The sequence below is a fragment of the Rhodococcus sp. TAF43 genome (genome assembly GCF_052113525.1).
GTDB lineage: Bacteria > Actinomycetota > Actinomycetes > Mycobacteriales > Mycobacteriaceae > Prescottella.
The window spans coordinates 108590-124022 of the sequence record NZ_JBFRDL010000014.1 but is presented as its reverse complement, the minus strand read 5'-3'; the positions used below and the strand labels follow the sequence as shown (position 1 = coordinate 124022).

Sequence of the window (15433 nt, the reverse complement as noted above, 5' to 3'; positions counted from 1 at the left end):
CAGTCTTCTTCGCCACGGTCTTCTTGGCGACGGTCTTGGCCGGAGCCTTGGCCGCAGTCTTCTTCGCCACGGTCTTGGCCGGAGCCTTGGCCGCAGTCTTCTTCGCCACGGTCTTGGCCGGAGCCTTGGCCGCAGTCTTCTTCGCCACGGTCTTCTTGGCTGCGGTCTTCTTGGCCGCGGTCTTCTTGGCCGCCTTCTTCACCGGCTCAGCAGCGCCACGCTTGACCGCCGGACCCGAAGCCGGAAGCTTCTGGCCACCGGCAATGAGCGCCTTGAACTGCGCACCCGGACGGAAAGCCGGAACCGAGGTCGGCTTGACCTTGACCGTCTCACCGGTGCGCGGGTTGCGTGCGACGCGGGCCGCACGGCGACGCTGCTCGAAAACTCCGAATCCGGTGATGGTGACGCTCTCACCGGAGTGCACGGCGCGCACGATGGTGTCGACGACATGCTCGACGGCCTCGGTGGCGGTACGCCTGTCCGAACCCAGTTTCTCGGTCAGAACATCGATGAGCTCTGCCTTGTTCATGGAAATTCCTCCGCAAACTAATGGTCCACCGTCGGACCGACTACGAACTACGGTAAACCCGAAATCGGCAAGAGTCTATGTGCCACGCCAATTCTCATCAAGCGCGGCCCCCCCATCTGTGGTAGACGAGGGGGCCGAACCAGTTATCCGATTGGGTCAATTGTCGTTCGCGACACGGGCCGGAAGCGTCTCAGGTTTCCAAGAAGGCCTTGACTTTTCGAACTCGGAAATCGCGTCTACCTGGCGCAATGTCAGCCCGATGTCGTCCAGGCCCTCCAGCAGACGCCACCGCGTGTAGTCATCAATCTCGAACGGCACCACCGTCGTTCCAGCGGTCACGGTCTTCTTCTCGAGGTCGACGACCAACTCGAGACCGGGCTGCTCGTCGAGCAGCTTCCACAGCAACTCGACGTCGCTCTGATCGACCTGCGCGGCCAACAGACCTGCCTTGCCGGCGTTGCCGCGGAAGATGTCGGCGAACCTCGACGCGATGACGACGCGGAAACCGTAGTCCGACAACGCCCACACGGCGTGCTCGCGTGACGAACCCGTGCCGAAGTCCGGTCCGGCGACCAGGACACTGCCCTTGTCGTAGGGCGCGGTGTTGAGAATGAAGTCCGGATCGGTGCGCCAGGCCGCGAAGAGCCCGTCCTCGAATCCGCTGCGGGTCACACGCTTCAGGTACACCGCGGGGATGATCTGATCGGTGTCCACGTTGGACCGGCGCAGCGGAACACCGATTCCCTTATGGGTGGTAAAGGCTTCCATCGTTTTTCTCCTAGTTCCCTTGCGCCCTATGCCAGATCTGCCGGTGCCGCCAGCGTGCCGCGCACGGCCGTGGCTGCGGCGACGGCCGGAGAGACGAGGTGCGTACGCCCGCCCTTGCCTTGGCGGCCTTCGAAATTGCGGTTGGACGTCGACGCGGAACGCTCACCGGGGGCGAGCTGATCCGGATTCATACCCAGGCACATCGAACATCCGGCCTGACGCCACTCGGCTCCCGCAGTGGTGAAGATCTCGCCCAGGCCTTCCTCTTCGGCCTGTGCGCGAACGCGCATCGAACCCGGGACGATCAGCATCCGGACGCCTTCGGCGACCCGACGGCCCTTCAGGACGTCCGCAACGGCACGCAGATCCTCGATGCGCCCGTTGGTGCACGAGCCGACGAAGACGGTGTCCACGGACACATCCCGCAGCGGCGTTCCGGCCTCCAAGCCCATGTACGCCAGCGCCTTCTCGGCTGCGTTCCGCGCGCTCTCGTCGGCGATCTCTGCCGGATTCGGGACCGAATCTCCCAGCGGAGCGCCCTGTCCGGGGTTGGTGCCCCACGTGACGAACGGGGTCAACGAGGCCGCGTCGATGCGCACCTCGGCGTCGAAGACGGCGTCGTCGTCGGTCTTCAACTGTTCCCAGGCCGCCACTGCGGCGTCCCAGTCGGAACCCTGCGGCGCGTGCGGGCGACCCTTGATGTACTCGTAGGTGATCTCGTCCGGTGCGATCATCCCCGCGCGAGCGCCGGCCTCGATCGACATGTTGCAGATCGTCATCCGGGCGTCCATCGACAGCTTGCGGATGGCCTCGCCGCGGTATTCGAGGACATACCCCTGTCCCCCACCGGTACCGATCTTCGCGATCACCGCGAGGATGAGGTCCTTGCTCGTGACACCGGACGGCAACTCACCGTCGACCGTGATCGCCATCGTCTTGAACGGCCGCAGCGAGAGCGTCTGCGTCGCCATGACGTGTTCGACCTCACTCGTACCGATTCCCATTGCGAGAGCACCGAAAGCGCCGTGCGTCGAGGTGTGGCTGTCACCACACACGACGGTCGTACCGGGCTGGGTCAGGCCCAGCTGCGGGCCCACCACGTGCACGATGCCCTGATCGAGATCGCCCATCGGGTGCAGACGCACGCCGAACTCCTCGCAGTTCCTCCGGAGGGTGTCGACCTGCGTGCGGGAAACCGGGTCCGCGATGGGCTTGTCGATGTCGATCGTCGGGACGTTGTGGTCCTCGGTGGCGATCGTCAGATCCGGTCGACGCAGCTTGCGGCCCGCGAGCCGGAGCCCGTCGAATGCCTGCGGGCTGGTGACCTCGTGAACGAGATGCAGGTCGATATAGATGAGGTCCGGCTGCCGCGCCGAACCCTCGCCTTCGCCGCGCACGACAACGTGCTCGTCCCACACCTTCTCGGCCAGAGTGCGTCCTCTGTTCGCCATCTTCTCCACCTCTGTATCCGGATGTCGCGCCGCCGGGCTTCAGGGCCGGCCCGTGTCGCGTGATGTGCCGAACCGTCCCTCGCGAAATCAGCTATGATCCCAATATGCGAGAACGGAGTATCGACCTATGAGACAGCATAGCGGCATTGGAGTGCTCGACAAAGCAATGGGCGTCCTGCATGCAGTGGCCGAACAACCTTGCAGCCTCACCGAACTGTGCAACCGCACAGGACTCCCCCGCGCTACCGCCCACCGTCTCGCCGTCGGGCTGGAAGTGCATCGCCTCCTCACTCGCGACGCGGACGGACTGTGGTGCACGGGCCCCGGTCTGGGCGAGCTCGCCGCGAGCGCCAGCGACACCCTCGTCGATGCCGCCACCCTGGTCCTGCCACGGCTGCGCGAGATCACGGGCGAGAGCGTTCAGTTGTATCGGCGGGAAGGCACGCACCGGGTGTGCATCGCCTCGATGGAACCGCCCACCGGCCTGCGCGACACCGTCCTCGTGGGTGCACGCCTGCCGATGACGGCAGGCTCGGGCGCCAAGGTCCTTCTCGCATGGGCGGACCCCCAGACGCAGCGGGCGATCCTGCCCGACGCCTCGTTCGGCGAACGTGTCCTCGTCGAGGTGCGCCGCCGCGGTTGGGCACAGAGCGCGGCAGAACGAGAGCCGGGCGTCGCGAGCGTCGCCGCGCCGGTCCGGGATGCCGCAGGGAACGTCGTCGCCGCAATCTCGGTGTCCGGGCCGATCGACCGGATGGGTCGCCGCCCGGGCGCACGCTGGGCCGCCGATCTCCTGGCGGCGGCGGACGCCTTGCACAAGCGCCTCTGAATTCCATGACGCACCCCACTCGGCGGTCCGCGTAGTGATTCGTGGCACAGTTCTCGCCAGAACGAATTCCAGCCGAGTGGAGGAACTGCAGTGGGAACCAACCAGCGCGGTCAGATCACGATGACGGATGCCGAGATCACCGAGTTCGTCGAGCGGAGCCGGGTGTCGACCATGGCGACGGTCGGACCGAACGGCATGCCGCATCTCGTGGCCATGTGGTACGCGGTGATCGACGGTGAATTGTGGTTCGAGACCAAGGCCAAGTCGCAGAAGGCCGTCAATCTTCGCCGCGACGGCCGGCTCACCATGATGATCGAGGACGGCGACACGTACGACACCCTGCGCGGAGTCTCGATCGAGGGTCGCGGCGAGATCATCGACGATCCGGAGGCGCTGTTCAAGGTCGGCATCAGCATCTGGGAGCGCTACACGGGCCCCTACTCCGAGGACGTCAAGCCGGCCGTCGAGATGATGCTGCACAAGCGCGTCGCCGTCCGAGTGGTCCCGGAGCGGGTCCGGTCGTGGGATCACCGCAAGCTCGGTCTGCCCGCGATGCCCGTCGGCGGATCCACCGCCGCGTATCTGTAGTCGCAGGGAAAACCACGCGACGTCTCCCCCTCCTCGGCGGTAGATTCCGACAGACGAGTCACCACCGAGGCAGGGAGGAGGACGACGTGAGCGAGCCCCGCAACGACGCGATCAAGCGCAAGTTCCGCGAAGCACTCGAGCGCAAGAATCATCAGCAATCGAATTCCGCAGCACATCTGGACGGTCAGTCGAAGGTCCACGACGCGCACGGCAGCGCCGAGCACAAGCGCGAGTTCCGCCGGAAGAGCGGCTAGGACCTCTGGAGAGCGTCAGACGAACCTCAGAAGCCCTGAGAGAACCTGAGAGAACCTCAGCGAACGAAAAAGACCCTCCGATCAATGATCGGAGGGTCTTGCTTTGTAGCCCCGACGGGATTCGAACCCGCGCTACCGCCTTGAGAGGGCGGCGTCCTAGGCCGCTAGACGACGGGGCCAGGAACTTCGTTCTTTACATGCTGTACACCAGGATAAATGCTCTCACCGAAAGAGAATTCCCTGATCCAGGATCGGAGAGTGCTTCCCTTGGTAGCCCCGACGGGATTCGAACCCGCGCTACCGCCTTGAGAGGGCGGCGTCCTAGGCCGCTAGACGACGGGGCCAGAACATTTTCAAGGTGTGTCGCCGCATGCGTGCGACACGATGGAACGCTTCCAATTTCAATCCGACCCTTTCGGATCCGATCTGCGATGGAAGCTCGGCCAGCTGAACTAACCGGAGTTCGGAGTGAAATTCACTCGAACTCTCCGCTGGGGTACCAGGACTCGAACCTAGAATGGCGGTACCAGAAACCGCTGTGTTGCCAATTACACCATACCCCAATGCTCTTCCGGGCTTGCCTGACCTCGCGGCCGGGGGCTTGCCTTTCGAACGAGGAGAACAATATCAAAGCCCCCCACTGTTTCTCCAAATCGGCTGGTCAGAGGGCTGAAATAGCCCTCCGACCGTCGACGGGGAGGCTAGCTGCCGACCTGAGCGCGGGCGGAACGCAGACGAGCGAGCGTCGCCTCCCGACCGAGCAGTTCCATCGACTCGTACAGCGGCGGGCTGATGTGCGAACCCGTGACCGCGACGCGCACCGGTGCGAACGCCTTACGCGGCTTCAATTCCAACTTCTCGATCAGCGCGGCTTTGAGCGATTCCTCGATATCCGCGGTCGCCCATTCCGGCAGGGAGTCCAGCGCCTCGATCGTGGCATCCAGGACGGGCGCCGCGTCCGCACCGAGGTTCTTGGCCGCGGCAGCGGGGTCGATCGCGAAGTCCGCGTCGGACACCAGCAGGAACTTCAGCAGGTCCCACGCGTCCGACAGGACGACGATGCGCGTCTGGACCAGGTCGGCTGCAACAGCGAACTGATCGTCGGTCAGCGCGTCGACGGGATGCCCGTGCGTCGTGAGGAACTGGCGCAGCCGCGCAGCGAAGTCCGCCGGTTCGAGCAGTCGGATGTGCTCGGCGTTGATCGCGTCGGCCTTCTTCTGGTCGAAGCGCGCGGGATTCGAGTTCACCTTGGAGATGTCGAATGCGGCGACCATCTCGTCGAGCGAGAAGACGTCGTGGTCGTCGGCGATGCTCCACCCCAGCAGCGCGAGGTAGTTGAGCAAGCCCTCCGGAATGAACCCACGGTCCCGGTGGATGAACAGGTTCGACTCGGGGTCACGCTTGGAGAGCTTCTTGTTGCCCTGCCCCATGACGAACGGGAGGTGTCCGAACTCCGGGGTGAAGTCGGCGACACCGACGCGCTGGAGCGCCTCGTAGAGGGCCAACTGGCGCGGCGTGGACGACAGCAGGTCCTCTCCACGCAGCACGTGGGTGATCTTCATCAACGCGTCGTCGACCGGGTTCACCAGCGTGTAGAGCGGGATGCCGTTGCCGCGCGTGAGCGCGAAGTCCGGCACCGTGCCGGCCTTGAACGTGGTCTCGCCGCGCACGAGGTCGTTCCACATCAGGTCGTGGTCGGGCATGCGCAGGCGGACGACGGGCTTACGTCCTTCGTCCAGGTACGCCTGGCGCTGCTCGGGAGTGAGGTCCCGATCGAAGTTGTCGTAGCCCAGCTTGGGATCGCGTCCGGCCGCCTTGTGCCGCGCCTCGACCTCCTCGGGGGTCGAGAACGACTCGTAGGCCTCGCCCGCGTCGAGCAGCTTCCGCACGACGTCGAGGTGCAGGTCGCGCCGCTGCGACTGCCGGTACGGCTCGTACGGGCCGCCGACCTCGGGCCCCTCGTCCCACGACAGACCGAGCCAGCGCAGGGCATCGAGGATCGCCTGGTACGACTCCTCCGTGTCGCGGGCGGCATCGGTGTCCTCGATGCGGAACACGAACTTGCCACCGTGGTGCCGCGCGAAGGCCCAGTTGAACAGGGCAGTTCGGACGAGCCCGACGTGCKGGGTGCCGGTGGGTGACGGACAGAAACGGACGCGTACTTCGCTGGTGGTCATGGCTCACTTCGATACACGCTGCTAGGCGCTGGGAAAGGACCCCTACAGGCTAGTACCGCGCCGGTTCCGTGCACACCCGGAAGGCGATCCGATCAGCGCTTGGCGGCAACCGGATTGGTCAGTGTGCCGATCCCCTCGACGGTGACACTCACTGTCTGGCCGTCGACGATCGGCCCGACGCCCTCGGGCGTGCCGGTGAGAATCACGTCGCCCGGCAGGAGTGTCATGACACCGGAGATCCACTCGATGACCTTCGGGATGTCGTGGAGCAGCAGCGAAGTGCGGCTGCGCTGCTTGATCTCGCCGTCGACCTCAGTCCTGACCTCGACGTCCGAAACGTCGAGGTTCGTCTCGATCCACGGTCCCAGCGGGCAGAACGTGTCGTACCCCTTGGCCCGCGTCCACTGGCCGTCGTGGCGCTGCTGATCGCGCGCCGTGACGTCGTTCGCGACGGTGTAGCCGAGGACCACGTCGAGGGCCTTCGCCGCGGGTACGTCCTTGCACGGACGGCCGATGACGACCGCGAGTTCGCCCTCGTAGTGGACCTCGTTCGACGACGGCGGCAACAGGATCGGCGCACCCGGCCCGACGATCGACGTGTTGGGCTTGATGAAGATGACCGGATCCTCCGGCGCCTCGCCGCCCATCTCCGCAGCATGCGCCGCATAGTTCTTGCCGATGCAGATCACCTTGCTCGCCAGGATCGGCGCCAGCAGGCGAACGTCGGCCAGCGGCCAGCTGCGACCGGTGAAAGTCGGTGTGCCGAAAGGATGTTCGGCGATCTCCTTCGCGGTCTGCGCGTCGCCCTCCCCTTCGATCGACACGAAGGCAACTCCATCGGGACTGGCAATTCGACCAAGGCGCATGTGCCCGAGTCTATCCACCCATCGGACGCGATCGCGGGACACCCGGCACCGGCGGCCCCCGAAGAGGGCTACACTCCGAACAGTATCCACACTATAAGACTCTCATTTCACATACTGGGATGGCAACGTGAACCAGGCAGCACAGCAGGAAACGCAGGCGAGCACGCTGCACCGCTGGTCGATGCTGGCGCTCGGCGTACTCGCGCAGGCAGCAGGAGCCATGTTCGCCAACGCGCCCGCTTTCCTGATCCCGACCCTGCAGAGCGACTATGGCGTGAGCCTCAGTCGCGCCGGACTGATCGCCGCGGCCCCGACGCTGGGCTTCCTCGTGAGCCTCATGGCCTGGGGTGCCGTGGTCGACCGCATCGGCGAACGGCGCGTGCTGGTGATCGGTCTGTCCGTCACCGCGCTCGCGAGCGCCGGCGCGGCACTGAGCCCATCGTTCGCACTGCTGGGCGTATTCCTCGTGCTGGGCGGCATGGCCGCGTCGAGCGCCAACGCCGCGAGTGGACGCRTCGTCGTCGGATGGTTTCCGCCCGAGCGCCGAGGCCTGGCGATGGGCATCCGGCAGATGGCGCTGCCGCTCGGCGTCGCTTTCGCGGCACTGACCGTCCCGCAGATCGCCGAATCACACGGTGTGGGTTGGGCGTTGGCACTTCCGACCGCCGTGACCATCATCGCGGCGGCAGCGTGCCTGCTGATCGTCGACCCGCCCCGACCGACGCGCGCAGCCGCGAAGGAGAGCGGGCTGCTCGACAACCCGTACCGCGGCCGCGGAATGCTCTGGCGGATCCACGGCGTCTCGGTGCTGCTGGTGGTCCCGCAATACCTGGTGTGGACGTTCATGCTGGTGTGGCTGATGACGGATCGGAACTGGTCCGCCGCGTCCGCCGGCATCCTCATCACCTTCACGCAACTCCTCGGCGCGGCCGGTCGGATCGGCGCAGGCTTCTGGTCCGACCGGGTCCGCAGCCGAATGGGCCCCATGCGGTGGGTTGCGGTGGCCGCCGCCGTCTCGATGCTCGCGGTCGCGCTCACCGACTGGCTGGACTCCCCCGCGGCGGTTGCGCTCATGGTGATCGCGTCCGTGATCACCACCGCCGACAACGGGTTGGCCTTCACGGCGGTCGCGGAGATCGCGGGGCCGTACTGGAGCGGTCGTGCACTGGGCGCCCAGAACACCACCCAGTATGTGGCCGCGACACTGGTCCCCCCGATCTTCGGCGGGTTGATCGGCTTCGTGAGCTTCCCTCTCACGTTCGCGATCGCGGCACTGTTCCCACTCGCTGCGGTACCGCTGGTGCCGGAGGACCCACCCGAACGTGTGTGAGAAACAACACGACCGCCGCCCGGCTACCGGGCGGCGGTCGTGTCGTGTGGAACTCGATGAACCTAGACGGCAGCCGCGATCCGGTCGCCCACCTCGGCGGTGACGATCGGGGCGTCGCCACGCGAAGCCAGATCAGCCTCGACGGCAGCCTCGATGCGGACGGCGTCGTCCTCACGGCCCAGGTGACGCAGCAGCATCGCGGCCGACAGGATCGCTGCCGTGGGATCGGCGATCCCCTGGCCGGCGATGTCGGGTGCGGAGCCGTGGACGGGCTCGAACATCGACGGGTTCGTGCCCGACGCATCGATGTTCGCGCTCGCGGCCAGGCCGATGCCACCGGTGACGGCACCCGCGAGGTCGGTGATGATGTCGCCGAACAGGTTGTCGGTGACGATCACGTCGAAGCGCGTCGGGTCGGTGACCATGTAGATGGTCGCCGCATCGATGTGGCAGTAGGCCGTCTCGACATCCGGGTACTCGGCGCCGATGGTCTCCATCGCGCGGGTCCAGATCCGGCCCGCGTTGGAGAGCACGTTCGTCTTGTGGATGAGCGTCAGGTGCTTGCGGCGGGTCCGCGCCAGCTCGTACGCGGCGCGGACGACGCGCTCGGCGCCGAACCACGTGTTGACCGAGACCTCGGTCGCAACCTCGTGCGGGGTGCCGACGCGGATCGACCCACCGTTGCCGGTGTACGGACCCTCGGTGCCCTCACGGACCACGATGAAGTCGATGTCCGGGTTCGCGGCCAGCGGCGAGCTCGACCCCGGGTAGGTGCGGGCCGGACGCAGGTTCACGTGGTGGTCGAGCAGGAACCGCATGTTCAGCAGGAGCCCGCGCTCGAGGATGCCCGGCGCGACGAACCGCGGATCGCCGATCGCGCCGAGCAGGATCGCGTCGTGCTGACGGATCGCGTCGAGCTCGGCCTCCGGCAGCAGGTCGCCGGTCTCGTTGTAGCGCTTGGCACCGAGGTCGAACTCGGTGGTCTCCACGTCGGGAACCAGCTTCCGCAGCACCTTCAGCGCTTCCGCGGTGACCTCGACACCGATGCCGTCACCGGGAATGACCRCAAGCTTCATGGACACACTCTCTTCTCGTAGAACCGACAGCGGGAGAATCCGACGGTGGCCGCGACCGTCCTCGACGATCGCGGCCACCGGTACAGACTGGAAGATCAGGACAGGTCGACCTGCGCGACGCGGGCGTCGAGCTGCTCCACGATCTGGGCGACCTCGGCGTCACCGACGACCTGGTTGACGCGCAGGATGACGGTGGCACCGGTGCCCTCGACGTCCTGGCTCAGGGCGGCGGCCTGGATGTCGATGCCGGCGTTGCCGAGCACGGTGCCGAGCACACCGAGAACGCCCGGGCGGTCCGCGTAGTGCACGACGATGTTGTGGCCCTCGGCGCGCAGGTCGAAGCTGCGGCCGTTGACGTTGACGATCTTCTCGACCTGCTGCAGGCCGGTCAGGGCGCCCGCGACGGCGGTGACGGTGCCGTCGGCGGCAACCGCGCGGACCTCGACGGCGCTGCGGTGCGTCTGTGCCTCGCTGTGCTTCTCGACCTCCACGCTCACGCCGCGCTGCTCCGCGAGCTGCGGGGCGTTGACGAACGTGACGGCCTCGTCGCTGCTCGCGGAGAACAGGCCGCGCAGGGCGGCCAGGCCCAGGATCTCGACGTTCTCGGCGGACAGCTCACCGCTGACGACGACCTGGACGTTCTGGACGGCCTCGGGCGACAGGGTGCCGGCGAGCAGACCCAGCTTGCGGACCAGCTCGAGCCACGGCGCGACCTCTTCACCGACCGGGCCGCCGGAGACGTTGACGGCGTCCGGCACGAACTCGCCGGCCAGGGCCAGCAGGACGCTCTTGGCGACGTCGGTGCCGGCGCGGTCCTGGGCCTCCGAGGTGGAGGCGCCGAGGTGCGGGGTGACGACGACGTTGTCGAGGTCGAACAGCTTGGAGTCGGTGCACGGCTCGGTGTTGAACACGTCGAGGCCGGCGGCGCGGACCTTGCCGGAGACGAGCGCGTCGTACAGCGCGTCCTCGTCGATCAGGCCACCGCGAGCGGCGTTGACGATGATGACGCCGTCCTTGGTCTTGGCCAGACGCTCGGCGTTCAGGAGGCCCGCGGTTTCCTTGGTCTTGGGCAGGTGCACCGAGATGAAGTCGGCGCGCTCGACGAGCTGGTCGATGTCGACGAGCTCGATGCCCAGCTGCGCGGCGCGAGCGGCCGGCAGGTAGGGGTCGTACGCGATGATCTCGGTCTCGAACGCGGCGAGGCGCTGCGCGAACAGCTGACCGATGCGGCCCAGGCCGACGACGCCGACGGTCTTGCCGAGGATCTCGGTGCCGTTGAAGCTCGAGCGCTTCCAGGTCTTCTCACGCAGCGTGCGGTCCGCGGCCGGGATCTGACGCGCGGTCGACAGCAGCAGCGAGACGGCGTGCTCGGCGGCCGAGTGGATGTTGGAGGTCGGTGCGTTGACGACCATGACGCCACGCTCGGTGGCGGCCGGGATGTCGACGTTGTCGAGGCCGACACCGGCGCGGCCGACGATCTTCAGCTTCGTCGCGGCGGCGAGCACCTCGGCGTCGACCGTGGTGGCGGAGCGGACGAGCAGCGCGTCGGCCTCGGGCACAGCCGCGAGCAGAGCGGGACGGTCGGGGCCGTCCACCCAGCGCACCTCGACACCGTCACCGAGCGCATCGACGGTCGATTGTGCGAGCTTGTCGGCGATCAGGACAACGGGACGGCCATTCTGGCTCACGAGGAACTCTCCTGTGTTGGGTGCGGGCTGTTTCAGGTCGAGCAAATGTCCACGGCCGGGCACCTCGAGGGCGCGCACGGATGGCCGTAGTCAGGATCAGTTTAGTTGGCACGGCGCAGCTATTCCGCAGGGCGGGTATCCGCTACCACATAGTGGACACCGAAGGGAAGCACTTCGGAGATCCACGCCACAATCCGGAAACGACTTCGGCCCGAGGCCGTGCGCACAGAACGCACGGCCTCGGGCCGAAACTGTCAGCTGTGGATCAGGCCGTCTCGGTGATCGGGCGATCGACCCAGCTCATCAGGTCGCGCAGCTTCTTGCCGGTGACCTCGATGGGGTGCTCGGCGTTGGCCTTGCGCAGGCCCTCGAGCTCGGTGTTGCCGTTCTCGACGTTGGCGACCAGGCGACGGGTGAACTCACCCGACTGGATGTCGGCCAGGATGGCCTTCATGCGCTCCTTGGTGCCGGCGTCGATAACGCGCGGGCCGGACAGGTAGCCACCGAACTCGGCGGTGTCGGACACCGAGTAGTTCATGCGGGCGATGCCACCCTCGTACATGAGGTCGACGATCAGCTTGAGCTCGTGCAGCACCTCGAAGTAGGCCATCTCGGGGGCGTAGCCCGCCTCGACCATGACCTCGAAACCGGTCTTGACCAGTTCCTCGGTGCCACCGCAGAGCACGGCCTGCTCACCGAAGAGGTCCGTCTCGGTCTCTTCCTTGAACGTGGTCTTTATGACGCCGGCGCGGGTGCCACCGATGCCCTTGGCGTAGGACAGAGCCAGGGCCTGGCCCTCACCCTTCGGGTCCTGGTGGACGGCGATCAGGGCCGGGACGCCCTTGCCGTCGACGAACTGACGACGCACCAGGTGGCCGGGGCCCTTCGGGGCGACCATGCCGACCGTGACGTTCTCCGGAGCCTTGATCAGGTCGAAGTGGATGTTGAGGCCGTGGCCGAAGAACAGCGCGTCGCCGTCCTTCAGGTTCGGCTCGATGTCGTTCTTGAAGATCGACGCCTGAGCGGTGTCGGGGGCGAGCACCATGATGACGTCGGCCCACTCGGCAACCTCGGCCGGCGTGCCTACGGTCAGGCCCTGCTCCTCAGCCTTGGCGCGGGACTTCGAACCCTCCTTGAGGCCGATGCGCACATCGACACCGGAATCGCGCAGGCTCAGCGAGTGCGCGTGGCCCTGGCTGCCGTAGCCGATGACCGCGACCTTGCGGCCCTGGATGATCGACAGGTCTGCATCGTCGTCGTAGAACATCTCGACTGCCACAGTTCTTACCTTCCCTCTGGGTTCTATGAACGCTTGATTGTCTGTTGTTGTCGGGTGTGACGGTACTAGCGGGTGGCCGTGATGGACTTCGGCCCACGGCCGACCGCCACCACACCGGACTGCACGATCTCGCGGATGCCGAACGGATCGAGCATGCGCAGGAGCGCATCGAGCTTGGAGCGGGTACCCGTGGCCTCGATCGTGACGGCCTCCGGCGCGACGTCGATCACCTTGGCGCGGAACAGGTTCACCGTCTCGATGACCTGCGTGCGCACGCTGGCATCTGCGCGCACCTTGATCAGGATCAGCTCGCGCGCCACCGACGCGTCGGTGTCCTGCTCGACGATCTTGATCACGTTGACCAGCTTGTTGAGCTGCTTCGTGACCTGCTCGAGCGGGAACTCGTCGACCGTCACGACGATCGTCATGCGCGAGATGTCGGGGACCTCGGTGCCGCCGACGGCGAGCGACTCGATGTTGAATCCCCGGCGGGAGAAGAGTGCGGCGACGCGGGCCAGCACGCCCGGCTTGTCCTCGACGAGAACACTGAGGGTGTGACTGGTGCTCACTGGCGATCCTCTCCTGCTGCGGCCTCGCCGGCACGCTGCTCGCGTTCCATGGCCTCGTGGATGGCGGCGGGCTCGGACACAGCCTCGTCGTCGTCGAACAGCGGCCGGATTCCCCGGGCCGCCATGATCTCGTCATTGCTGGTGCCGGCGGCGACCATCGGCCACACCTGGGCGTCGGCGCCCACGATGAAGTCGATGACGACGGGCTTGTCGTTGATCGACTGTGCGGTGCGGATCGCGTCCTCGACGTCCTCCTCGCGCTCGACCCGGATGCCGACACAGCCGAGAGCCTCCGCCAGCTTCACGAAGTCCGGGATCCGCACCGCGCCATGGGTGCCCAGGTTCGTGTTGGAGTAGCGCTCGTCGTAGAACAGGGTCTGCCACTGGCGGACCATGCCGAGGTTGCCGTTGTTGATCAGCGCGACCTTGATCGGCACGCCCTCGACGGCGCACGTGGCCAGTTCCTGATTGGTCATCTGGAAGCAGCCGTCACCGTCGATTGCCCACACCTCGGTGCCGGGCATGCCCATTTTGGCGCCCATCGCGGCGGGCACCGCGTAGCCCATGGTGCCCAGGCCGCCCGAGTTGAGCCACGTGCGCGGCTTCTCGTAGTTGACGAACTGCGCGGCCCACATCTGGTGCTGGCCGACGCCGGCGCAGTAGATCGCATCGGGGCCCGCGAGGCGGCCGACGGTCTGGATCACGTACTCGGGCGAGAGCGCGCCATCCGCCGGGCGGTCGTACGCCAGCGGGTAGGTGCGCCGGATGCCGTCGAGGTACGCCCACCACTCGGTGAGGTCGAGGGTGGTGCCCGTCGCCCGGTCGGCACGGATCGCCTCGATCAGCTCGGTGATGACCTCCTTGCAGTCGCCCACGATCGGGACGTCCGCATGGCGGTTCTTGCCGATCTCGGCAGGGTCGATGTCCGCGTGGATCACCTTGGCGTCGGGCGCGAACGAATCGAGCTGCCCGGTGACGCGGTCGTCGAAGCGAGCGCCGAGCGTGATCAGCAGGTCACTCTTCTGCAGCGCAGCAACGGCGGCCACGGTGCCGTGCATGCCCGGCATGCCGCAGTTGAGCTGGTGGCTGTCCGGGAACGCGCCGCGCGCCATGAGCGTGGTGACGACGGGGATGCCGGTGAGCTCGGCCAGTTCGAGCAGCTCGGGCGAGGCGTCGGCCTTGATCACGCCGCCGCCGACGTACAGGACCGGCGACTTGGCGTCGGCGATGAGGCGCGCAGCCTCACGGACCTGCTTGCCGTGCGGCTTGGTGACCGGGCGGTAGCCGGGCAAGTGCATCTCCGGCGGCCACGAGAATGTGGTCTGCGCCTGCAGGATGTCCTTGGGGATGTCGACGAGAACCGCGCCCGGGCGGCCGCTCGACGCCAGGTAGAACGCCTCGGCCAGGATCCGCGGGATGTCGACGCCGTCGGTGATGAGGAAGTTGTGCTTGGTGATCGGCATGGTGATGCCGGAGATGTCGGCTTCCTGGAAACCGTCGGTCCCGATCAGCGAACGCGCCACCTGGCCGGTGATCGCGACGACAGGGACCGAGTCCATCTGAGCATCGGCGAGCGGGGTCACCAGGTTGGTCGCACCCGGACCCGACGTCGCCATGCAGACGCCGACCTTGCCGGTCGCCTGGGCGTAGCCGGTCGCGGCGTGACCCGCGCCCTGCTCGTGACGCACCAGGACGTGCCGAACCTTCTGCGAATCGAAGAGCGGGTCGTACACCGGCAGAACGGCACCACCCGGGATACCGAACACAGTGTCGACCTCGAGCTCCTCGAGGGCGCGGACCACGGACTGCGCGCCGGTGACCCGCTCGGGGGCGACCTGACGACGGTTACCGGTCGGCGTGGCGGCGGCCGCGGTTGTCGGGCTGGCTGCTCCCGACTTGCGCGGCGTGGGTTGAGGCCGTGCGGTTGGTGCGCTCACTGGAAAGTCCTCTGATTCTGGCTCCGGGCAACAAAAAACCCTCGTCAGCATCCGCTGTACGAGGGTGGCGCGTCGTTATCTGGCGAGTTGTA

The 15433-nt window shown here is 66.7% G+C and carries 14 protein-coding genes and 3 tRNA genes; 4 read left to right on the top strand and 13 right to left on the bottom strand.

Annotated features, from left to right (window positions below):
• From AB4Z09_RS12380 to leuC, 3 genes are all read right to left on the bottom strand, one after another.
• A partial coding sequence (locus tag AB4Z09_RS12380) for an HU family DNA-binding protein (protein WP_442239811.1) occupies positions 1-529 on the bottom strand: 529 nt, incomplete at its 3' end.
• A 156-nt stretch (positions 530-685) separates the two neighbouring features.
• Positions 686-1297 carry a 3-isopropylmalate dehydratase small subunit gene (leuD, locus tag AB4Z09_RS12375; protein ID WP_114722503.1) on the bottom strand — a complete coding sequence of 204 codons (612 nt, stop codon included), beginning with the start codon at positions 1295-1297 and terminating at the stop codon, positions 686-688.
• A 26-nt stretch (positions 1298-1323) separates the two neighbouring features.
• Positions 1324-2757 (bottom strand): 3-isopropylmalate dehydratase large subunit, encoded by a 1434-nt coding sequence (gene leuC / locus AB4Z09_RS12370; RefSeq protein WP_174911639.1) that lies wholly within the window; start codon positions 2755-2757, stop codon positions 1324-1326.
• Between the two features lie 118 nt (positions 2758-2875).
• Here leuC and AB4Z09_RS12365 point away from each other — a divergent pair, with 118 nt between their 5' ends.
• From AB4Z09_RS12365 to AB4Z09_RS12355, 3 genes are all read left to right on the top strand, one after another.
• Positions 2876-3577: an IclR family transcriptional regulator gene (locus AB4Z09_RS12365; RefSeq protein ID WP_174911642.1), complete on the top strand. Its 702-nt coding sequence runs from the start codon at positions 2876-2878 to the stop codon at positions 3575-3577.
• Between the two features lie 90 nt (positions 3578-3667).
• On the top strand, positions 3668-4165 hold the full coding sequence (locus tag AB4Z09_RS12360; protein WP_174911645.1) for a pyridoxamine 5'-phosphate oxidase family protein: 498 nt from the start codon (positions 3668-3670) through the stop codon (positions 4163-4165).
• 86 nt (positions 4166-4251) lie between these two features.
• Positions 4252-4419 (top strand): DUF5302 domain-containing protein, encoded by a 168-nt coding sequence (locus AB4Z09_RS12355; RefSeq protein WP_174911648.1) that lies wholly within the window; start codon positions 4252-4254, stop codon positions 4417-4419.
• A 106-nt stretch (positions 4420-4525) separates the two neighbouring features.
• Here AB4Z09_RS12355 and AB4Z09_RS12350 read toward each other — a convergent pair.
• From AB4Z09_RS12350 to AB4Z09_RS12330, 5 genes are all read right to left on the bottom strand, one after another.
• Positions 4526-4598, bottom strand: a tRNA-Glu gene (locus AB4Z09_RS12350).
• An 89-nt stretch (positions 4599-4687) separates the two neighbouring features.
• A tRNA-Glu gene (locus AB4Z09_RS12345) sits at positions 4688-4763 on the bottom strand.
• 147 nt (positions 4764-4910) lie between these two features.
• Positions 4911-4982: transfer RNA gene (locus AB4Z09_RS12340), tRNA-Gln, on the bottom strand.
• A gap of 138 nt (positions 4983-5120) precedes the next feature.
• On the bottom strand, positions 5121-6596 hold the full coding sequence (gltX, locus tag AB4Z09_RS12335) for a glutamate--tRNA ligase (protein WP_442239810.1): 1476 nt from the start codon (positions 6594-6596) through the stop codon (positions 5121-5123).
• A gap of 92 nt (positions 6597-6688) precedes the next feature.
• Complete coding sequence (locus AB4Z09_RS12330; RefSeq protein WP_114722508.1) at positions 6689-7462, bottom strand: fumarylacetoacetate hydrolase family protein; 774 nt, start codon at positions 7460-7462, stop codon at positions 6689-6691.
• A 181-nt stretch (positions 7463-7643) separates the two neighbouring features.
• Between AB4Z09_RS12330 and AB4Z09_RS12325 the strand changes: the two genes are divergently transcribed.
• Entirely contained in the window at positions 7644-8792 is a 1149-nt protein-coding gene (locus AB4Z09_RS12325) for an MFS transporter (protein WP_442239814.1), read from the top strand.
• Positions 8793-8854: 62 nt separating this feature from the next.
• Here the strand turns inward: AB4Z09_RS12325 and AB4Z09_RS12320 are convergent, their stop codons facing one another.
• The 5 genes from AB4Z09_RS12320 to AB4Z09_RS12300 form a co-directional block, all read right to left on the bottom strand.
• Complete coding sequence (locus AB4Z09_RS12320; protein WP_442239809.1) at positions 8855-9868, bottom strand: 3-isopropylmalate dehydrogenase; 1014 nt, start codon at positions 9866-9868, stop codon at positions 8855-8857.
• A 95-nt stretch (positions 9869-9963) separates the two neighbouring features.
• Positions 9964-11556, bottom strand: coding sequence for a phosphoglycerate dehydrogenase (gene serA / locus AB4Z09_RS12315; protein WP_114722603.1), 1593 nt, complete (start codon positions 11554-11556; stop codon positions 9964-9966).
• A gap of 265 nt (positions 11557-11821) precedes the next feature.
• Positions 11822-12823 carry a ketol-acid reductoisomerase gene (gene ilvC / locus AB4Z09_RS12310; protein ID WP_174914848.1) on the bottom strand — a complete coding sequence of 334 codons (1002 nt, stop codon included), beginning with the start codon at positions 12821-12823 and terminating at the stop codon, positions 11822-11824.
• A 77-nt stretch (positions 12824-12900) separates the two neighbouring features.
• Positions 12901-13404, bottom strand: a complete 504-nt coding sequence (gene ilvN / locus AB4Z09_RS12305; RefSeq protein WP_174911658.1) for an acetolactate synthase small subunit — start codon at positions 13402-13404, stop codon at positions 12901-12903.
• Positions 13401-15341 (bottom strand): acetolactate synthase large subunit, encoded by a 1941-nt coding sequence (locus AB4Z09_RS12300; protein ID WP_174911661.1) that lies wholly within the window; start codon positions 15339-15341, stop codon positions 13401-13403. Before AB4Z09_RS12300 ends, ilvN begins: the two co-directional genes overlap by 4 nt.
• Positions 15342-15433: the final 92 nt, after the last annotated feature.

Bases quoted from the DNA above. Each gene is read 5' to 3' on its own strand.
- leuD (WP_114722503.1), bottom strand. From the start codon at position 1,297: ATGGAAGCCTTTACCACCCATAAGGGAATCGGTGTTCCGCTGCGCCGG.
- AB4Z09_RS12365 (WP_174911642.1), top strand. From the start codon at position 2,876: ATGAGACAGCATAGCGGCATTGGAGTGCTCGACAAAGCAATGGGCGTC.
- AB4Z09_RS12330 (WP_114722508.1), bottom strand. From the start codon at position 7,462: ATGCGCCTTGGTCGAATTGCCAGTCCCGATGGAGTTGCCTTCGTGTCG.
- ilvC (WP_174914848.1), bottom strand. From the start codon at position 12,823: ATGTTCTACGACGACGATGCAGACCTGTCGATCATCCAGGGCCGCAAG.